Below are 17,346 nucleotides of genomic sequence, written 5' to 3'. Positions count from 1 at the left end.
ATCACATGAAAGACAGCCATCGGCGTCAGAGCGGAAACGAGTCATACCTTCCACCTCGACGAACAACTCCAGTATCACTGAGTGGAAATTCGTAGCAGGCTACGAGGTGGGAGTGGAGCCCGCGGAACGACCCGAGGGCTCCACGCTCACATGCGCGTAGCGCTCAATCGCTCCCAATCGGCCTCGGTTTGGTCGGCGTAGAGTCGCGCGAATCGGCACAGTGCGACGTCGAGTTCATCGGAATCGCCTGTGTATCCCGAGATCATCGACGCGCCGCTGGTGCGAGCGTGTCCCTTCGCGAGCAGTCGCCCCACCACCCGCGCGTAATCCACCAGCGCGGGTGCATCGATCGACGAGAGATCGATCGTCCCCTTCATGTTGCGGAACTGCCGCACGTAGAACTGCCGTCCGGCGATCGTGCACCACCCCAGCAGTGGATCGCTGACCGTCTGCAGATCCTGCTGGTACTCCACCACGCGTTGTCCCTGGTGGTCGTGCCATGCGGATTCGCCGTGCACATACGGGGCGAGCACCGACCGTCTGGCCTGCTTGAGCTGCAGGAACACGACGTCGTCCGCGCTGGTGCCTTCGAGCAGTGCCACGTACGCCCGGAGCCCGACACTGCCGACTCCGACGACGCGATGCGCGACGTCGATCAACGTGTATCCCCCCAGCACCCGACGCCAATGCGGGGTGAGGGTGAGCAGGTATTCGTCCAGCCCGACGGCCAGCAACTCCTCGTCCTCGGCCGAGATACGAGTGGTGATCGGCGGCTCCTCGACGATCCTGCGAGTGCCCTCGTGTTCCTCGGTGAATCGCGGCAGGACGCGGTCACTCGTGCGTCGACGCGCTTTCTTGGTGGCGCGTTTGATCTCCTTGCGCAACGATCCCGCGGTGGCGTCCCGTTGCAGTTTCTCGGCCGTCAACCGTTGGAACGACCGCGACATCAGCGGTTCGTCGGCGAGGCGCGCGACCTCGATTCGATACGCGGACACGCAGGCGGCGACGGCATCGCGGCACCGATCCTCGCTGCGTCCGTTCTGACGGCCGGCCACCCAGATGCTCGCGGCGAGGCGTCGTAGATCCCATTCCCAGGCACCCGGGTGCGCTTCGTCGAAGTCGTTGAGGTCGATGACGAGGTCGCGTTCGGGGGAGGCGTAGAAGCCGAAGTTTCCGAGGTGGGCGTCGCCGCTGATCACCGGGTTGATGCCGGTGGACGGCAGCATCGCGACGTCGCGGGCCATGACGATGGCCGTCCCGCGCAGGAAGCCGTACGGGGATTCGACCATGCGCTCTAGGCGCGTGGGGATGAGCCATTCGATCCGGCCCTGGTGCGAGTACTCGATCTGCTGCACCGGGTCCGGGCGATCCGGCGGCGGTGTCCACTCGCCCAGCGATGCGATCGGGACCTTGTCGCGCAGGCGTCGACCCAGCTCGTATCGTTCGGCTCGGGGGAGTGGCCGCGCACGCAACGATGCGTACGGTGCGCTGTCGACTGCTGCCGAGTCGGTGACGACGGTATGACCTTTTCCGGAGCCGGGCATGTGAAGTCACACTAATCGAGGGCTACGGGGCGGCTTTACCGAACTTCCAGTATCCGGTGAAGCAGATCCGAGACTTGGGTACGGAACGCTCGTTCACCAGGTATCTACGCAGGCCCGTCGCCAACCCCTGTTCCCCTGCCACGTAGACGAACGGATCGCCGTCCGGAAGCTCGGCTTTCTGCACCGCGGCCAACGCGGCCTCGCCCGGCTTGGCCAGCGGGTTGGGGCGCACGATCCACTCGATCTCGACGCCTGCGTGCACGTCCTGCTTCTGGATGTCGGCCTCGGTGGGCACTTCGACGAAGGCCTTGACCCGAACGTCGGCCGGCAACGACCGCAGAATGCCGAGAATCGCCGGGGCAGCACTCTCGTCGCCGACGAGCAACTGCCAACTCGATTGTCCCTCGAACGTGTAGATGCGCCCTTCGTCGAAGATCGCGACGCGATCGCCTGGGACCGCCCTGGTAGCCCACGACGACGCCGGCCCACTGTGACCACCGGTTCCGCCGCCACCATCTACTTCGCCGTGCGCCACGAAGTCCACATCCAGCTCCGGGCCGTCGCCGTGTGTGCCCTCTCCCGTAGCGCGGTACTGGCTGACCGTGTAGTTGCGGACCGCCGGCTTTGTGTCCTTGGAGAACGTCAGATACTGGGCGTACCAGAGCATCGAGGTGGCGCTGGGGATGCGCGGCTCGTCCTGGCCCGGCTGCGGCAGGAACAGGCGAAACCAGTGGTCATAGCCCATGTAGCGGAAGTTCGACAACGAATCGCCGCCGAGGGTCACCCGGATGAAGCTGGGGCTGATTCGCTCGCTCCCGAGCACGGTCAGGCGGTAGAACGCGGGGTTCTCCGGTTTGAGGTACTTACCCATGCCGCACAGGTTAGCCGACCCTAAGCTGCGATGGGGTTGCGTCGATCTCTCACTCGGGCCGACCGCGCCGGTAGCGCTGGACCACCTTGGCTCCGACGGGTACTGCGAACAGCATCATGAACACGCGGATCACCTGGGCGGCCACGACGAAGGTGACGTTCGCCCCGGTCGACGCGGCGATGGCCAGCACCGCGTACACCCCGCCGGGAGTGGTCGCGAGGTATCCCTCGTAGCCGCTCGTCCCCGTCGCGGACGCCAGCCACAGGCCGAGCATCGCGCAGCAGACGGTGACGGCGATGATCAACATCAACGATGCGGGCAGGACCCGCGAGATCGACTTCAAGCTGGCGACGGTGAACCGCAGTCCGGCCTGCCAGCCGATGACGATGTACGCCGCCCACAGCAACAGCGTTGGGACGGACGCGTCGAACGAGACGCCGAGCACGTCGGCGAGCGTGGCGATCATCAGCGGGCCGAGCAGGGCGGGGGCGGGCAGCCGGATCATCTTGGCCAGCATCACGCCGATGACGCCGCAGATCACGACGAAGGCGAGGTCGATCCAGAGCGCCTCGTGCACGTCGGCGGTGACCGACGATTGTCCGGGTTGGGCGTCGAACACCAGGGTTGCGACCAGCGGCAGCGTTGTGGTCACCAGCACGACACGCAGGTATTGCACCACCGCGACCACGCGTTCGTCGCCGCCCAACTCCTGGGTGATCGCCACCAGTCCCGAGGCTCCGCCCGCGACCAGCGCCAACGAACCGGTCAGTGAATCGATGTCTTTACGAAGCCCCAACAGTGCGCCGGCCGCGATCGACAGCAACAGGGTGCCGATGCATGCCAGCAGTACCGGCAGCCAGGTATCGCCCAGCGAGCTCAGAGTGTCGCTCTGCACGAGCGTGCCGATCTCGACGCCGAGGATTGCCTGCGCCGCCATGCCGAGTCTGCGGGGGAGCGGCGCTCGCTCGGTTCCGGTCGTCGGAGCCCACCCGGCGAGCGCGAACACGATCGCCACCAACAGTGCAACGAACAACGCAGCCGACGGCACACCGAGTGCATCGGCCCCGACGGTCAGTGCGACCGTGACGAGAACCAGCAGCAGCCAGCGAATCAAGAAGGTCGCTCGATCTCGCGAACCTCGGGCGGCAGTCCCCACTCGGTACGGCCGAGTCGGCTGAGCGGAGCGATGGTCTCGAACTCGGGCAGGCCGTCCTCGGCGAGAAATTCAGGTCGAACGGACACTGCGACGACGCTACCCATGACGACGAAGCAGTTTCCCACCTCGACGACGCGGTGCAGCGTGGCTTCGATGGCGATCGGGGCGGCAGCTACCCGCGGCGGCGTGACGATCGCACTGGGTTCGCTCTCGATGCCGACGGCCTCGAACTCGCTGACGCCGTGCTCGAAGCTCGCCGAGCTGCCGTTGACCTGATCGACCAACGGTGCCGTGGCCAGATTGACGACGAACTCGCCGGTGGCCTCGATGTTGCGCAGACTGTCCTTGCGGGTCACGGACGTGAACTGGACGACCGGCGGTTCCACGGACGAGACGGTGAAGAAGCTGTAGGGCGCGAGGTTCGCCACACCGTCGGCCGAGACCGTGGAGATCCAGGCGATGGGCCTGGGGACCACCGACGCGGTCAGTAGCTGGTAGAAGCGGCGGGAGGAGACCTCGTCGGGCCGGAAGACTGTACGCACGCCTCAATACTGTCAAAGCCCGGTTGCGGCGGCCGACCGGAGCATCTGACACTCTGGAAACTGTGAATCCGTCCACCGTTCAGGCCACTGCAGTCGTCGACGAACTGGCGCGCAGCGGGATCGAAGACGTCGTGCTCTGTCCCGGCTCGCGCAACGCCCCGTTGGCCTTCGCTCTGCAGGAAGCCGACGCGGCCGGCCGGCTACGACTGCACATGCGGATCGACGAGCGGACCGCCGGATTCCTGGCCATCGGACTGAGCCTGGGCAGCGGCCAACCTGTCCCGGTGGTGATGACGTCGGGAACGGCGGTGGCGAACCTCGGGCCCGCGGTGCTCGAAGCGAACTACGCCCGGATCCCGCTGATCGTCATCAGTGCCAACCGGCCGTACGAGATGCTCGGCACCGGTGCCAACCAGACCATCGAGCAGTTGGGCCTGTTCGGGTCGCAGGTCCGCGCGACGATCAGCCTCGGGCTCGCCGAGGAAGGACCCAAGCAGAACAGTCAGTGGCGCAGCGCGGTCTCGCGGGTCATCGCTGCTGCGCGGGGTGCGCGCTCGGGCAATGCCGGACCGGTGCACTTCGACATTCCACTGCGTGAACCGTTGGTCCCCGCTCTCGGAGATCCGGGGGCCCGGCCCGAAGGACGTCCCGACGGGATGCCGTGGACCTCGACCACCCAGGCGACCCTCGACGTCCCGGTCGAACTCGATCTGTCGGTCGACACCGTCGTCGTGTCCGGGCACGGCGGAGCCGTTCGTCCGGAGCTTGCCGGGCTGCCGACCGTCGCCGAGCCGACCGCGCCACTGCACGGAATTGCATTGCATCCCTTGGCTCTTGCGCAGTTGAAGCCGCGTCAAGCCGTCATCACCGGCCGCCCGACCCTGCACCGGCAGGTGTCGGCGCTGCTCGCGGATCCGGCGGTGGACGTCATCGCGCTCACCACCGGCCCGCGCTGGCCCGACGTCTCGGGCAACGTACTGGCCACCGGCACGCGTGCCGTGACCACCGGCGCACCCGATCCCGCGTGGATCGCGCGCTGCGCTGCCGTATCGGAACGCGCCGAAAAGGCTGTGCACCAACAACTTCGAGAGCACCCCAAGCCGACGGGTCTGCACGTTGCCGACGCGGTGATGTCGGCATTGCAGCCCGGAGATCAGCTGGTGCTCGGAGCCTCCAACCCCGTGCGCGACGCGGCCCTGGTCTCCACTCCGATCCCGGGCGTGAAGGTTCTGTCCAATCGTGGCGTGGCCGGCATCGACGGCACCGTCTCGACGGCCATCGGTGCGGCGATGGCCGGAAAGCGCCGCACGGTGGCGCTTCTCGGTGATCTGACGTTCCTGCACGACGCGGCCGGTCTGCTCATCGGCACCGGCGAGCCGCGTCCGGACGATCTGACGATCGTCGTCGCCAACGACGACGGCGGCGGCATCTTCGAGCTTCTCGAACAGGGCGACCCGCAGTACGCGGGTGTGTTCGAGCGGGTGTTCGGAACACCGCACGGAATGGACCTCGGCGCGCTGTGCGGGGCCTACCGCGTCGAACATCGCCTGGTGGACGTGGCGGAACTGGCGGCCGAACTCACCGGCCACGCCGACGGAATCCGCGTGTTGGAAGTGACCACGGAACGGTCCGGGCTGCGCGACCTACACGCAGCGATCCGGGCCCGTCTCTAATTCTGTTGCGCAGCAACCCATTCGAGTGTTTCGCCGGTTTCCTGATCGATCATGTCCTTGATCATCTTGTTGATCAGGTCTTCGATCTTGCCGCCGACGAGCGGAATCTTGACCGTCGACTCACCCTTGACGACCAGTTTCGCTCCGGTGCCGTCGGGGCGAAGCGAGAGGGTGCCGTTCACCTTCGCGGGGAGACCCGTGGTGCCGCCGACCAGCGTGCCCTCGGCGTGGTCGCCTTCGAGCGGACCCCAGTGGTCGGTACGCGAGACGATCAGCTTGCCCTTGATGACTTTCGTGACGAACCCGGGCAGTTCGGACGTGCCGACCTCCTCGGTGATGTCCACGGTCAAGCCGCCGTCGTCGTGCTTGGTCATCTCGTACCCGTCCGTCTTCTTCGCCTTGGCGAAGCGAGCGGCCCATTGGTCTTCACTGGTGAGTGCGGCATGCACGTCAGCGGGCGGATTGGACGATTCGACGGTGAACTCGAAGCTGCGCGACATGAGCACAGAGGCTACCGGAGCGGAGGCGAACCGGCCGCGAAGTAACCTGAATGCTGTGACCGACACCGAGAGGGGCAGCCGAACTCTGCACAGAATCCGGCTGGTCGTGCTCGTGGTCGCGGTCGCCATCTCGGTTCTGTCGGTCCTCTTGGTGGTCGGTGCCTGGCGAAACGACGTCACCATCGACTCCGACAAGGGCGTCGCGACGGCCGAGGTGCTCTCGGCGGGCAAATTGCGTTCGGCGGTCAGTTTCATCACCCCCGACGGCGTGACCCACAACCCCAGACTCGGCGTGCTGTACCCCACCAACCTCGTCGTGGGTCAGCGCATCGAGGTCGAGTACTACAAGGCGGACTCCGACGACAACGACAGCGACAGCGACCTGCTGGTGCGGGTAGCCGGCCGTGACGCCACCGTGGCCATCGTCCCCGCTGGATCGGTCATCGTCGTCACCTGGCTGATCGCCCTGCCGGCCCTGTTCTGGTTACGTCGCAAGGAGACCCAGCGTATGGGGGCCAAGCGCATGGAGGTACAGGATGCGTAAGGCCAGGCAGTGGGTCATCGCTGCTGTCGCCGCAGTGGCCGGGTTCGCGTTGGTGAACTTCGGCAACGTCGCGTCCTCGATCGTGATCATGGTGCTCGTGGTGGTGTTTCTGCTCGTTCTGACGACTCCGGTGCTGTATCCGCGCTCTGTATCCGACGACGCGTCTCGAGTGTTCGCGACCGAAAAATCGGTGCCGCTGATCTACTGGCGTCCCGGTTGCATCTTCTGCCTTCGGCTACGGGTTGCGCTGTTGCTCCGCGGAAAGAAGGCCGTGTGGACGAACATCCGCGCAGATGCTGCTGCCGCAGCGCGGGTTCGGTCGGTGAACGACGGGAACGAGACGGTTCCGACGGTGTTCGTGGGTACCGGACACCGCACCAACCCGAGTCCGTCGTGGGTCGCCCAGCAATTCGTGTGACGTTGGCCCACACGTAACGTCGTCCATGCCTGGGCGACTGCGTGGCCACCCACACTGAGGACCGTGCGAGTAGCCATCGTTGCGGAATCGTTCTTGCCCAACATGAACGGCGTCACCCACTCGGTGATCCGTGTCCTCGAACATCTCGAGAAGACCGGGCACGACGCCATCGTCGTCGCTCCCGACAACCCGTCGGGACCGCGAGCGGCGACCTGGCACAACGGCGTCCCGGTCCACCGAGTGCCGTCCGTGATGGTGCCGAAGGTCAGCTCCCTGCCCGTCGGTGTTCCTGGCCTCGGGATGGTCTCGGCGCTACGGACCTTCGCGCCCGACGTCGTGCATCTGGCGTCCCCGTTCCTGCTCGGAGCGGGCGGCCTGGCCGCCGCGAACCGCCTCGACGTGCCTGCCGTCGCCGTTTACCAGACCGATGTCGCAGGATTCGCCGCGAGTTACGGCCTCGGCTTGACCTCGAAGGCCGCGTGGCGTTGGACCAGGAGACTGCACCGCGGAGCGGCCCGCACTCTGGCACCATCCACCTCGGCCGTCGACGCTCTCGAGCAGCACGGCATCCCGCGCGTACACCGGTGGGCCAGGGGAGTGGACGCGGTTCGGTTCGCGCCCTCGGCCGCGTCGGCCACCCTTCGCGGCCGATGGGGAGCCGGCGAAAAGCTGATCGTCGGGTTCGTCGGCAGGCTCGCGCCGGAGAAGCACGTCGAGCGGCTCGCCGTGCTGGCCACGGATCCGTCGATCCAGCTGGTGATCGTCGGCGGCGGTCCCGATACGGCGGCCCTGCGCGAACTGATGCCGAATGCGATCTTCACCGGGCAACTCGGCGGCGACGAACTCGCGCAGGCCTACGCCAGCTTCGACATCTTCGTCCACCCCGGCGAACACGAAACCTTCTGTCAAGCAGTCCAAGAAGCCCTCGCCAGCGGAGTCCCCGTCATCGGTCCCGACGCCGGCGGACCCCGCGATCTGGTCTCGCACTGCCGCAACGGCTACCTACTGCCGGTCGACAAGTTTACCGAGCTGCTGCCCAGTGCAGTCGGCGCCCTCGCCGAACCCACCACCCGTGCCCGCTTCGGCAACGCCGCCCGCCGATCGGTTCTGCACCGCACCTGGCCTGCCATCTGCGACGAGCTGATCTCCCACTACTACGACGTGCAAGGCATCACAGCGCCACGGGTGACCGAAGCAGCCTGAGTAAGCTGGAGTTCGTGGCCACGACATCGCGCGCAACCCTGGAAAAAGAGCCCCACGAGGTGGCGTCGATGTTCGACGGCGTCGCCCGACGCTACGACATCACCAACACCGTTCTGTCGTTCGGCCAGGACCGCAGCTGGCGCAAGCTGACCCGCCGAGCCCTCGACCTGAAGCCGGGCGAGCGGGTCCTCGATCTCGCCGCCGGCACCGGCGTCTCCACCGTCGAACTCGGACGCAGCGGGGCCTGGTGCGTCGCCACCGACTTCTCCAAGGGCATGCTCCGAGCCGGACTCTCCCGCGGAGTGCCGATGGTCGCCGGTGACGCGATGGCGCTTCCGTACGCCGACGCCAGTTTCGACGCCGCCACCATCTCGTTCGGTCTTCGCAATGTCTCCGACTTCGATGCCGGTCTGCGCGAAATCGCCCGAGTCACCAAACCCGGTGGGCGTCTTGTGGTCTCGGAATTCTCCACCCCGGTCTTCGGCCCGTTCCGCACGGCATACATGGAGTACCTGATGAAGGCGCTCCCCAAAGTCGCTCGCGCAGTGAGCAGCAACCCCGACGCGTACGTCTATCTCGCCGAGTCCATTCGCGCGTGGCCCACGCAGGAGCAGTTGGCTCAGCGCATCGCCGACGCCGGCTGGACCGACGTGCAGTGGCGCAACCTCACCGGTGGAATCGTGGCTCTGCACAAGGCAATTCGGCCCTGAGTCCGCGCGCGGCTACGAAAACGGCGGCCGCGAATCGATTTTCAGTGACGTGGTTCCTGCGGTTCGCCACGTACGAGCGACGAGGTCGCTGTCGGCCTCGGTGACCAGGTTGCCCATGCACCGGACCGCGACTTTCATCAGTGCCCGCGAGCGCATGCCCACCGGGCCCGCTGCGGGCAGGAACCTCGGCACGGTCAGCAGTCCGGCGAGGCGTCGAGCAATGGAGAAGGCTTGACCGTAGTGCTCACGCAGCAGGGTCGGCCAGGCGTCGGTCAGGTCCGCGTGATCGAGAAGGTCGACCACCATGCGGCCGCCTTCGAGTCCGTAGTCGATGCCCTCACCGTTGAGTGGGTTCACGCACGCTGCGGCGTCGCCGATGATCGCCCAGTTCACCCCCGCGACGCCGGAGACCGCCCCGCCCATCGGCAGCAGCGCCGACGCGACCGACCGCAGCTCGCCGGTCAGTTCCCATTCCGACCGCCGTTGCTGGGTGTAGAGGTCCAGCAGGGGACGCAGGGCTCCCGGTGCGGGCCGGGTGGCAGTGGCCAGCGTGCCGACGCCGATGTTGATGTTGCCGTCGTTCAGTGGAAAGACCCATCCGTAGCCGGGCTGCAGCGTGCCTGCGCCGTCGCGCAGTTCGAGGTGCGAGCTGATCCATTCGTCGTCGCTACGAGCAGACGTGATGTACGCGCGGGCGGCGACGCCGAACGCGGTGTCGCGGTGCCACTGGCGTCCGAGTTGCTTGCCCAGCGTGGACCGGACGCCGTCGGCGACGATCAGAGTGCGGCACGCGATGTCGTGGCTGCCTTCGCCGGTCTGCAGCGTCACCGAACGGACCGCATTTCCGTCGCGGGTGACGGACACCGCTTTGGCACCCTCGGCCATCACAGCCCCGGCGTCGACGGCAACGCGGCGAATGCGGTCGTCCAACTCGGTTCGCGGGACGGCACTACCCACGGCCGGGAAAGATCTGCTCGGCCATTCGAGCTCGAGTTCCTGGCCGAACCCACTCAGGCGCAACCCGCGATTGCGCGCGGTACCGCGAACCCATTCACCCAAGCCCAACCGATCGAGTTCGGCGACCGCGCGCGGAGTCAGCCCGTCGCCGCACGTCTTGTCCCGGGGAAAGACGGCCGCGTCGGCGAGTACGACGTCGCGGCCGGAACGCGCTGCCCACGCCGCCGCGGACGATCCTGCGGGGCCCGCGCCCACGACCAACACATCGGTCGAGGAGGGCAGGGCCGGGTTGGATGAGGTCACAGATCCCAGTATCCCGACTGCCGCGGTGCTGCGCCGTCAGGGCCTTCGGTCGACCGTTGTCGAGGCCCTGCTCATCGGGCGTGTTCACCGTCGGAGCGGTGACGTCGTTCACTCACTCGCCCCTGGAGGGCGCGTCGGGAAGCGACTCGGGCTCGGTTCGGTGAGGGAATAGTCACCTGTGGTGGGCGGCACCGTCGTGCGAGTGTGCACACTAGGTTCACTACGGTAGTACCCGAGCAGCAGTTTCCGTCATCCATCGCCGCTCGACGCCGACGACAGGACAGGGATCAACATCGTGAGTACAGACGACGCGACCGCAGTAACGGTCGTTGCCGGAGTCGACCTGGGTGACCCGGAGCTCGCTCGATCCGTCGCCGACGGTCTCGCGCGCGTCGAAGAGCTGATGATCAGCGAACTGTCCGACGGCGAAGAGTTCCTCACCGAGGCTGCTCTGCATCTGGCGAAGGCCGGCGGCAAGCGATTCCGACCCCTGTTCACCGTGCTGACCGGCCAGCTGGGGCCGTCGCCGACAGATCCGGCGATCGTCACCGCCGCCACCGTGGTCGAGCTGGTGCACTTGGCGACGCTCTATCACGACGACGTCATGGACGAGGCGTCGATGCGCCGCGGAGCCGAGAGTGCGAACTCACGCTGGGGCAACAGTGTGGCCATTCTCGCGGGCGACTACCTCTTCGCACATGCGTCGCGTCTGGTGTCCACCCTCGGACCCGACGCAGTCCGCATCATCGCCGAGACCTTCGCCGAGTTGGTCACCGGGCAGATGCGCGAAACGATCGGGGCCAAGAGCACCGACGATCCCATCGCGCACTACCTGAAGGTCGTGTGGGAGAAGACCGGGTCGCTCATCGCCTCCTGTGGGCGCTTCGGCGGCACGTTCAGTGGCGGCGATGCCGAGCACGTGGGACGCCTCGAGCGCCTCGGTGACGCTGTCGGCACCGCGTTCCAGATCTCCGACGACATCATCGACATCTCCTCGGCCACCGAGCAGTCGGGTAAGACTCCCGGCACCGACCTGCGGGAAGGCGTGCACACCCTGCCGGTGCTGTTCGCGCTCCGCGAGGAAGGTGCCGACGGCGACCGCATGCGCGAGATCCTGGCCGGCCCGGTCACCGAGGATGCGCTGGTCACCGAGGCCCTGGAGCTGTTGCAGCGGTCACCCGGCATGGTCGCGGCCAAGAAGACCCTCGGCGAGTACGCCGACCGCGCCCACGCCGAGCTCGCACTGCTGCCGCAGGGACCGGCCAACGACGCCCTGGGCCGACTGGTGAACTACACCGTCGAACGCGTGGGGTAGTCGCCCACGCAGTGGTCGGGAACTGCGCGTCGGGGTGCCGTCGTTGAATCGGGTAGGAACACCCGGTACGAGGAGGCACCCGTCACGATGAACAGTTACGCCAACGGTGCGAAGACATTCGGCCTGCTGGTCGGGATGTCTGCGCTGATCGTCTTCATCGGTTCGTTGTTCGGTAACTCGATGATTCTGATCGGGTCGATCGTGCTGGCCGTCGGCGTCAACGGCTACGCGTACTTCAACAGCGCGAAGATGGCTCTGAAGTCGATGCACGCGGTGCCGGTCAGTGAGCTCGAACAGCCCGCGATGTACCGGATCGTGCGGGAACTGGCGACAACGGCGCATCAGCCGATGCCCGCGCTGTACGTGAGCCCGACCAACAATCCCAACGCGTTCGCCACCGGGCGGAACCCGCGCAACGCAGCCGTGTGTTGCACCGAGGGCATTCTTCGGATCCTCGACGAGCGGGAACTGCGAGCGGTGCTCGGACACGAACTCTCGCATGTCTACAACCGCGACATCCTGATCTCGTCGGTGGCCGGTGCCATGGCGTCGGTCATCTCGGGCCTGGCGAACCTGGCCTTCTTTGCGAATGTGTTCGGTGGCCGCGGCAACGGGGGAGCCAATCCACTCGCTCTGCTGCTGGTGTCGATGCTGGGACCCATCGCGGCCACGTTGGTGCGCCTCGCGGTCTCTCGTTCTCGGGAGTATCAGGCCGATCAGTCCGGTGCCGAGCTGACCGGCGACCCGCTGGCGCTGGCTTCGGCACTGCGAAAGCTCGAGCAGGGGGTGCAGCTGGCACCGCTGCCGCCCGAGCCGCGGCTGGCCGCGGAGTCGCATCTGATGATCGCCAATCCGTTCCGCATCGGCGACAAAGCGGGCGCGCTGTTCGCCACTCACCCGCCGATGGCCGACCGAATCGAGCGGCTCGAGCGCATGGCCGGCCACCGGCCGTACTGACCGGAGCCTGCGACATGTGAGTGGAACTTCGTAGCCTGCTACGAGGTTCCACTCACATGCGGCGCTCTACCGGTAGTTGACGAACTGCAGGGCGATGCCGAAGTCCTCGTTCTTGAGCAACTGTTGGATTGCCTGCAGGTCGTCGCGCTTCTTGCTGCTCACGCGCAGCTCGTCGCCCTGGATCTGCGCTTTGACGCCCTTGGGGCCGTCGTCGCGGATCTTCTTGGAGATCTTCTTGGCGTTCTCGGTGCTGATGCCTTGCACGAGTTTGCCGGTGACCTTGTAGACCTTGCCGGACGCGGCCGGGTCGTTGGTCTCGAAAGCCTTGAGCGAGACGTCGCGTCGGATCAGTTTCTCCTTGAAGACGTCCAGAGCTGCCTTGACCTTCTCCTCGGATTCGGACGTGATGACGATGGTCTCGGACTCGCCACTGCCGGACCACTCGATGCTGGTGTCCGATCCTCGGAAGTCGAAGCGGGTCGCCAGCTCCTTCGCGGCCTGTCCGAGAGCGTTGTCCACTTCCTGCCGGTCGACTTTGCTCACTACGTCGAAGGACGAATCAGCCACTTCTCACACTCTCCAGTCGAATCGAAAATTTGTTTCTGCGGTGGTGTCGGTCCACATCCCGCTGGGACTTTATCGGCCCGCTACCGACCGTATCCACCCGGTTTGCGTTCCGGGGGGACGTTCGTTGTATTCTTCTCACCGCGCCGAAGACCAGCACGGACTTCGATCGCAGCACGGCAGATTGCCCGAGCGGCCAATGGGAGCGGACTGTAAATCCGTCGGCTTATGCCTACGTAGGTTCGAATCCTACATCTGCCACACCTGGAACCCCGGCGAGAAATTTTCTCGCTGGGGTTTCCATGTGAAGAGGACATATCAGGGCCGCTGACCTCGCAATTTGGCAGTCGGTGCTCGGAATGTGTAACCTCTTGAAGGCTTCAGCGCACGGCTTGTTCGTGTTCTGAGGTGGAGCCTGCGGAACGAGAGTTCCCGTAGTCACCCGCCCCCTTAGCTCAGTCGGTAGAGCGTTTCCATGGTAAGGAAAAGGTCAACGGTTCGATTCCGTTAGGGGGCTCGCTGGATTGGATGGCTCGACGTCGCGCTCCCGTTCGTGGGATGGTGGACGATGAGCACCTGAGGCGGTGTAGCTCAGTTGGTAGAGCAAACGACTCATAATCGTTGCGTCGCCGGTTCAAGTCCGGTCACCGCTACACAGTAGGCAAGCACGGCAAGTAGCACGCATGAACAGTCCTGATTGACCCAGATCAGATTTACCCGAAAGTAGGCGTCCAGTGGCCTCCTCCACCGATGTGCGGCCCAAGATCACCTTGGCCTGCGAGGTTTGCAAGCACCGCAACTACATCACCAAGAAGAACCGTCGGAACGATCCCGACCGCATCGAGCTGAAGAAGTTCTGCTCCAACTGCGGCACGCACCGGGCGCACCGCGAGTCTCGCTAGGTCGAACTGCCCTTCTGTAAGGGTAGAAAAGGTCGTTTCCACCGTGTCACAAGCACCACACGATGCTGCGGCATCATCTGAAATTCCGGCCATGGATGTATCCGCTCACGCGGCGTCCATGGTCGGTTTTCATTACCGCGTCGACGACTTCTACGAGGTCGGCCGCGAAAAGGTCCGTGAGTACGCGCGTGCGGTCCAGGACTTCCATCCCGCGCATCACGACGAGGACGCAGCGAAGGGCCTCGGTTACGACGGTCTCCTCGCGCCCTTGACCTTCATTTCGCTGGTCGGCATCATCGCGCAGACGCGGATGTTCAAAGAGGTCATCACCGGGTACGACCCGAGCCAGATTCTGCAGACCGATCAGCGGCTGCAATTTCACCGCCCGATTCAGGTCGGCGATCGACTGGTGTGCGATGTGCACCTCGAGTCGTTCCGGCAGATGAGTGGCAGCGACATCATGACCACCAAGAACATCGTCACCGACCAGAACGGCGAGGTCGTGCAGACGACGTGGACGACCATCGTCGCGCGTACCGGCGGCGAGGTCGACGAGAACATCGCGCACGCGGTCAAGGAAGTGATCATGCATGGCGCTTCGTAGCTTCGACGACGTCTCCGTCGGATACGAGTTGCCGGAGCGAATCGTCATGCTCACGCGCGGCGATCTGGTGAACTACGCGGGTGTCTCGGGAGATCCGAACCCGATTCACTGGAGCGACGAGGTCGTCCGCCTGGCCGGCCTGGACAATGTGATCGCGCACGGCATGCTGACGATGGGCCTCGGTGCCGGGTTCGTCACGTCGTGGCTGGGTGATCCCGGTGCGGTCACCGAATACAACGTTCGCTTCACCAGCTCGGTCTACGTGTCCGAGGACTCCGCGGCTGCGGTCGAGTTCTCCGGCAAGATCAAGTCGGTGGATGCGGACGAGAGAACTGCCGTCATCGCTATCGTGGCGAAGTTCGAAGGCAAGAAGATTTTCGGGCGAGCGACCGCTACGGTTCGCTTGGCCTGATGATGGGTCGATCCGGACGGCCACCGAGCTGCCGGAACGACGGGATTTATCTGTTCCGAAGGGTGTGCAGTACACTGAGATTTCTGGGGTAATCCAGCGCTGTGCGCTGCCCGCGTCCTCCTCGGAGGTTGTGTGGGTTCGCGTGAATGCGTCGGGTGGACACCAGAGCGGCCGAGAAGTTTTCGGCCGAAGGGGCGTAGCTCAATTGGTAGAGCAACGGTCTCCAAAACCGTAGGTTGCAGGTTCAAGTCCTGTCGCCCCTGCCCAAGGTGTCAGCAACTGAGAGGAACGACGTGAGCGAGGAGCGCGGTAAGCGCGACGGTCGATCGGAGGAGTTCGAGAACTCCTCGGCTCCAGACGACGTCGCACCTGGCTCCGAGGGCCGTCTCTCCGATGCTGACACAACCGCAGATGATGCCGCTGCAGGCGCAGTGGCTCCCACCGGCAAGCGCGCGTCCGGCAGGTCCCGTGGCAGCGCCGCCGGCGTGTCGATGACGAAGGCCGCGCCCGCGAAGGCCGCTTCGGGCAAGGCTCGATCCGGCAAGACCAAGCTCGACAAGCGACCGAATGTGTTTCTGCGTCTGCTGCAGTTCTTCCGCGAGGTCGTCGCCGAGCTTCGGAAGGTCATCTGGCCGAACAAGAAGCAGATGGTCACCTATACCACCGTCGTGCTCGTCTTCCTGGCGTTCATGGTCGCGTTCATCAGTGGCCTCGATCTGCTGTTCATCAAGGGCGTCGGCTGGCTGTTCGGTTGACCGAACGCAGTTGCCGTGACTTTTCGACGATCGAACCGAGCAGGAACTAGAGAAAGGGTGCTGACGTGAGCACGCCGCACAACGACGCCACCGAAGTGGCCGCATTCGACGCCGATGTCGAGGCGACCAAGCAGGGCCTCGAAGCGGAGCAGGCCGCTCAGGACCGCGAGACGGACGAAGCAATCAAGGCCGATGTCGCCGCTGCCGCCGGGGACGACGTTCCCGCCGAAGGCGACGAGACATCCGAGGTCTCCGCTGACGTCGACGTTACCGCAGAGCCCGAAGACCCCGTTGCCGAGATGAAGGCGGCTCTGCGCCGCGCTCCCGGTGACTGGTACGTCATTCACAGCTACGCCGGATACGAGAACAAGGTCAAGGCCAACCTTGAGACCCGTGTGCAGAACCTCGACGTCGGTGACTACATCTTCCAGGTGGAGGTTCCCACCGAAGAGGTCACCGAGATCAAGAACGGCCAGCGCAAGCAGGTCAACCGCAAGGTTCTGCCCGGCTACATCCTGGTCCGCATGGAACTGAACGACGAGTCCTGGGGTGCGGTCCGCAACACTCCCGGCGTCACCGGTTTCGTCGGCGCGACGTCACGTCCGTCGCCGCTGACCATCAACGAGGTCGTCAAGTTCCTCATGCCTCAGGAAGGTGCCAAGAAGGACGCGAAAGCGGCCGCAGGCACTGCCGAGCAGGGCAGCGAGACCACGTCGAAGCCCACCATCGAGGTCGACTTCGAGGTCGGCGAGTCGGTCACCGTCATGGACGGCCCGTTCGCGACCCTCCCGGCCAGCATCAGCGAGGTCAACGCAGAGCAGCAGAAGCTCAAGGTGCTGGTATCGATCTTCGGCCGTGAAACCCCGGTCGAGCTCGGCTTCACCCAGGTCTCCAAGATCTAGAAGCCGACCGCACAGACTTGCAGTAGCAACCGCAAGAAACCCGAGCGAATACAAGGAAACAAGACATGCCCCCGAAGAAGAAGAAGCTAGCCGGGATCATCAAGCTTCAGATCCAGGCCGGTGCCGCCAACCCGGCACCGCCCGTCGGCCCCGCATTGGGCCAGCACGGCGTCAACATCATGGAGTTCTGCAAGGCGTACAACGCCGCGACCGAGTCGCAGCGCGGCAACGTCGTGCCCGTCGAGATCTCGGTCTACGAGGACCGTACGTTCGACTTCAAGCTGAAGACTCCTCCCGCTGCCAAGCTGCTGCTCAAGGCTGCAGGCGTGGCGAAGGGCTCCGGCGAGCCGCACAAGACCAAGGTCGCCAAGGTGACCATGGATCAGGTGCGCGAGATCGCCAAGACCAAGCAGGAAGACCTCAACGCCAACGACATCGATCAGGCCGCGAAGATCATCGCCGGCACTGCTCGCTCGATGGGCATCACGGTCGAAGGCTGATTTTCAGCCTCTCA

The 17,346-nt window shown here is 65.3% G+C and carries 20 protein-coding genes and 4 tRNA genes; 17 read left to right on the top strand and 7 right to left on the bottom strand.

The genetic code is table 11. The features are described 5' to 3' along the window. Nucleotides 1-146: 146 nt before the first annotated feature. Genes J2X62_RS19835 through J2X62_RS19820 form a run of 4 tightly spaced genes read right to left on the bottom strand, consistent with a single transcriptional unit; the run spans nucleotide 147 to nucleotide 4,113 of the window. Nucleotides 147-1,544: a DUF2252 domain-containing protein gene (locus tag J2X62_RS19835; protein ID WP_310182773.1), complete on the bottom strand. Its 1,398-nt coding sequence runs from the start codon at nucleotides 1,542-1,544 to the stop codon at nucleotides 147-149. 22 nt (nucleotides 1,545-1,566) lie between these two features. Beyond that, nucleotides 1,567-2,415, bottom strand: a complete 849-nt coding sequence (locus J2X62_RS19830; protein WP_094643940.1) for a siderophore-interacting protein — start codon at nucleotides 2,413-2,415, stop codon at nucleotides 1,567-1,569. Nucleotides 2,416-2,464: 49 nt separating this feature from the next. Further along, the gene (locus tag J2X62_RS19825) at nucleotides 2,465-3,529 is read right to left on the bottom strand and encodes an AbrB family transcriptional regulator (RefSeq protein WP_027498293.1); all 1,065 of its coding nucleotides are present in this window, start codon (nucleotides 3,527-3,529) and stop codon (nucleotides 2,465-2,467) included. Then, nucleotides 3,526-4,113, bottom strand: a complete 588-nt coding sequence (locus tag J2X62_RS19820) for a flavin reductase family protein (protein ID WP_032365245.1) — start codon at nucleotides 4,111-4,113, stop codon at nucleotides 3,526-3,528. Before J2X62_RS19820 ends, J2X62_RS19825 begins: the two co-directional genes overlap by 4 nt. Before the next feature lie 62 nt (nucleotides 4,114-4,175). Here J2X62_RS19820 and menD point away from each other — a divergent pair, with 62 nt between their 5' ends. Then, the gene (menD, locus tag J2X62_RS19815; protein ID WP_310182763.1) at nucleotides 4,176-5,786 is read left to right on the top strand and encodes a 2-succinyl-5-enolpyruvyl-6-hydroxy-3-cyclohexene-1-carboxylic-acid synthase; all 1,611 of its coding nucleotides are present in this window, start codon (nucleotides 4,176-4,178) and stop codon (nucleotides 5,784-5,786) included. On the opposite strand, the gene J2X62_RS19810 is transcribed toward menD, so the two are convergent. Next, nucleotides 5,783-6,286, bottom strand: a complete 504-nt coding sequence (locus J2X62_RS19810; RefSeq protein ID WP_027498290.1) for a DUF2505 domain-containing protein — start codon at nucleotides 6,284-6,286, stop codon at nucleotides 5,783-5,785. The genes menD and J2X62_RS19810 overlap by 4 nt on opposite strands. 55 nt (nucleotides 6,287-6,341) lie before the next feature. On the opposite strand from J2X62_RS19810, the gene J2X62_RS19805 reads away from it, so the two are divergent. The 4 genes from J2X62_RS19805 (at nucleotide 6,342) to J2X62_RS19790 (ending at nucleotide 9,161) form a co-directional block, all read left to right on the top strand. Next, nucleotides 6,342-6,830, top strand: a complete 489-nt coding sequence (locus J2X62_RS19805) for a hypothetical protein (protein ID WP_045840680.1) — start codon at nucleotides 6,342-6,344, stop codon at nucleotides 6,828-6,830. Beyond that, nucleotides 6,823-7,248, top strand: a complete 426-nt coding sequence (locus J2X62_RS19800; protein WP_310182756.1) for a glutaredoxin domain-containing protein — start codon at nucleotides 6,823-6,825, stop codon at nucleotides 7,246-7,248. The genes J2X62_RS19805 and J2X62_RS19800 overlap by 8 nt, the downstream gene beginning before the upstream one ends. A gap of 63 nt (nucleotides 7,249-7,311) precedes the next feature. After that, nucleotides 7,312-8,451, top strand: coding sequence for a glycosyltransferase family 1 protein (locus J2X62_RS19795; protein WP_310182752.1), 1,140 nt, complete (start codon nucleotides 7,312-7,314; stop codon nucleotides 8,449-8,451). Between the two features lie 14 nt (nucleotides 8,452-8,465). Further along, nucleotides 8,466-9,161 carry a demethylmenaquinone methyltransferase gene (locus J2X62_RS19790; RefSeq protein ID WP_027498286.1) on the top strand — a complete coding sequence of 232 codons (696 nt, stop codon included), beginning with the start codon at nucleotides 8,466-8,468 and terminating at the stop codon, nucleotides 9,159-9,161. Between the two features lie 12 nt (nucleotides 9,162-9,173). On the opposite strand, the gene J2X62_RS19785 is transcribed toward J2X62_RS19790, so the two are convergent. Further along, on the bottom strand, nucleotides 9,174-10,421 hold the full coding sequence (locus J2X62_RS19785; RefSeq protein WP_082519149.1) for a geranylgeranyl reductase family protein: 1,248 nt from the start codon (nucleotides 10,419-10,421) through the stop codon (nucleotides 9,174-9,176). Between the two features lie 295 nt (nucleotides 10,422-10,716). Here J2X62_RS19785 and J2X62_RS19780 point away from each other — a divergent pair, with 295 nt between their 5' ends. Further along, entirely contained in the window at nucleotides 10,717-11,736 is a 1,020-nt protein-coding gene (locus J2X62_RS19780; protein WP_230073289.1) for a polyprenyl synthetase family protein, read from the top strand. Between the two features lie 87 nt (nucleotides 11,737-11,823). Continuing rightward, nucleotides 11,824-12,693 (top strand): zinc metalloprotease HtpX, encoded by an 870-nt coding sequence (gene htpX, locus J2X62_RS19775; protein WP_222067701.1) that lies wholly within the window; start codon nucleotides 11,824-11,826, stop codon nucleotides 12,691-12,693. A gap of 66 nt (nucleotides 12,694-12,759) precedes the next feature. Here the strand turns inward: htpX and J2X62_RS19770 are convergent, their stop codons facing one another. Further along, nucleotides 12,760-13,260, bottom strand: a complete 501-nt coding sequence (locus tag J2X62_RS19770; RefSeq protein ID WP_027498282.1) for a YajQ family cyclic di-GMP-binding protein — start codon at nucleotides 13,258-13,260, stop codon at nucleotides 12,760-12,762. 175 nt (nucleotides 13,261-13,435) lie between these two features. On the opposite strand from J2X62_RS19770, the gene J2X62_RS19765 reads away from it, so the two are divergent. From J2X62_RS19765 to rplK, 10 genes are all read left to right on the top strand, one after another. Next, nucleotides 13,436-13,518, top strand: a tRNA-Tyr gene (locus J2X62_RS19765). A 183-nt stretch (nucleotides 13,519-13,701) separates the two neighbouring features. Continuing rightward, nucleotides 13,702-13,774, top strand: a tRNA-Thr gene (locus J2X62_RS19760). Nucleotides 13,775-13,837: 63 nt separating this feature from the next. After that, nucleotides 13,838-13,910, top strand: a tRNA-Met gene (locus tag J2X62_RS19755). 81 nt (nucleotides 13,911-13,991) lie between these two features. Next, a complete protein-coding gene (rpmG, locus tag J2X62_RS19750) occupies nucleotides 13,992-14,159 on the top strand; it encodes a 50S ribosomal protein L33 (protein WP_027498281.1) in 168 nt (55 codons plus the stop codon). A gap of 91 nt (nucleotides 14,160-14,250) precedes the next feature. Further along, nucleotides 14,251-14,763 carry a (3R)-hydroxyacyl-ACP dehydratase subunit HadA gene (gene hadA, locus J2X62_RS19745; RefSeq protein WP_048316186.1) on the top strand — a complete coding sequence of 171 codons (513 nt, stop codon included), beginning with the start codon at nucleotides 14,251-14,253 and terminating at the stop codon, nucleotides 14,761-14,763. After that, nucleotides 14,750-15,175 carry a (3R)-hydroxyacyl-ACP dehydratase subunit HadB gene (hadB, locus tag J2X62_RS19740; protein ID WP_032381278.1) on the top strand — a complete coding sequence of 142 codons (426 nt, stop codon included), beginning with the start codon at nucleotides 14,750-14,752 and terminating at the stop codon, nucleotides 15,173-15,175. Before hadA ends, hadB begins: the two co-directional genes overlap by 14 nt. A gap of 190 nt (nucleotides 15,176-15,365) precedes the next feature. After that, a tRNA-Trp gene (locus J2X62_RS19735) sits at nucleotides 15,366-15,438 on the top strand. Between the two features lie 30 nt (nucleotides 15,439-15,468). Continuing rightward, the gene (gene secE / locus J2X62_RS19730) at nucleotides 15,469-15,930 is read left to right on the top strand and encodes a preprotein translocase subunit SecE (protein ID WP_222067703.1); all 462 of its coding nucleotides are present in this window, start codon (nucleotides 15,469-15,471) and stop codon (nucleotides 15,928-15,930) included. Between the two features lie 65 nt (nucleotides 15,931-15,995). After that, complete coding sequence (gene nusG, locus J2X62_RS19725; protein WP_032381279.1) at nucleotides 15,996-16,832, top strand: transcription termination/antitermination protein NusG; 837 nt, start codon at nucleotides 15,996-15,998, stop codon at nucleotides 16,830-16,832. A 65-nt stretch (nucleotides 16,833-16,897) separates the two neighbouring features. Next, nucleotides 16,898-17,332, top strand: a complete 435-nt coding sequence (rplK, locus tag J2X62_RS19720) for a 50S ribosomal protein L11 (protein WP_008713829.1) — start codon at nucleotides 16,898-16,900, stop codon at nucleotides 17,330-17,332. Nucleotides 17,333-17,346: the final 14 nt, after the last annotated feature.

Origin of the sequence: Rhodococcus sp. 3258, from assembly GCF_031456475.1 — a bacterium.
GTDB classification, from domain to species: Bacteria; Actinomycetota; Actinomycetes; order Mycobacteriales; family Mycobacteriaceae; genus Rhodococcoides; species Rhodococcoides fascians.
This window is presented reverse-complemented; position numbering and strand designations above follow the sequence as displayed.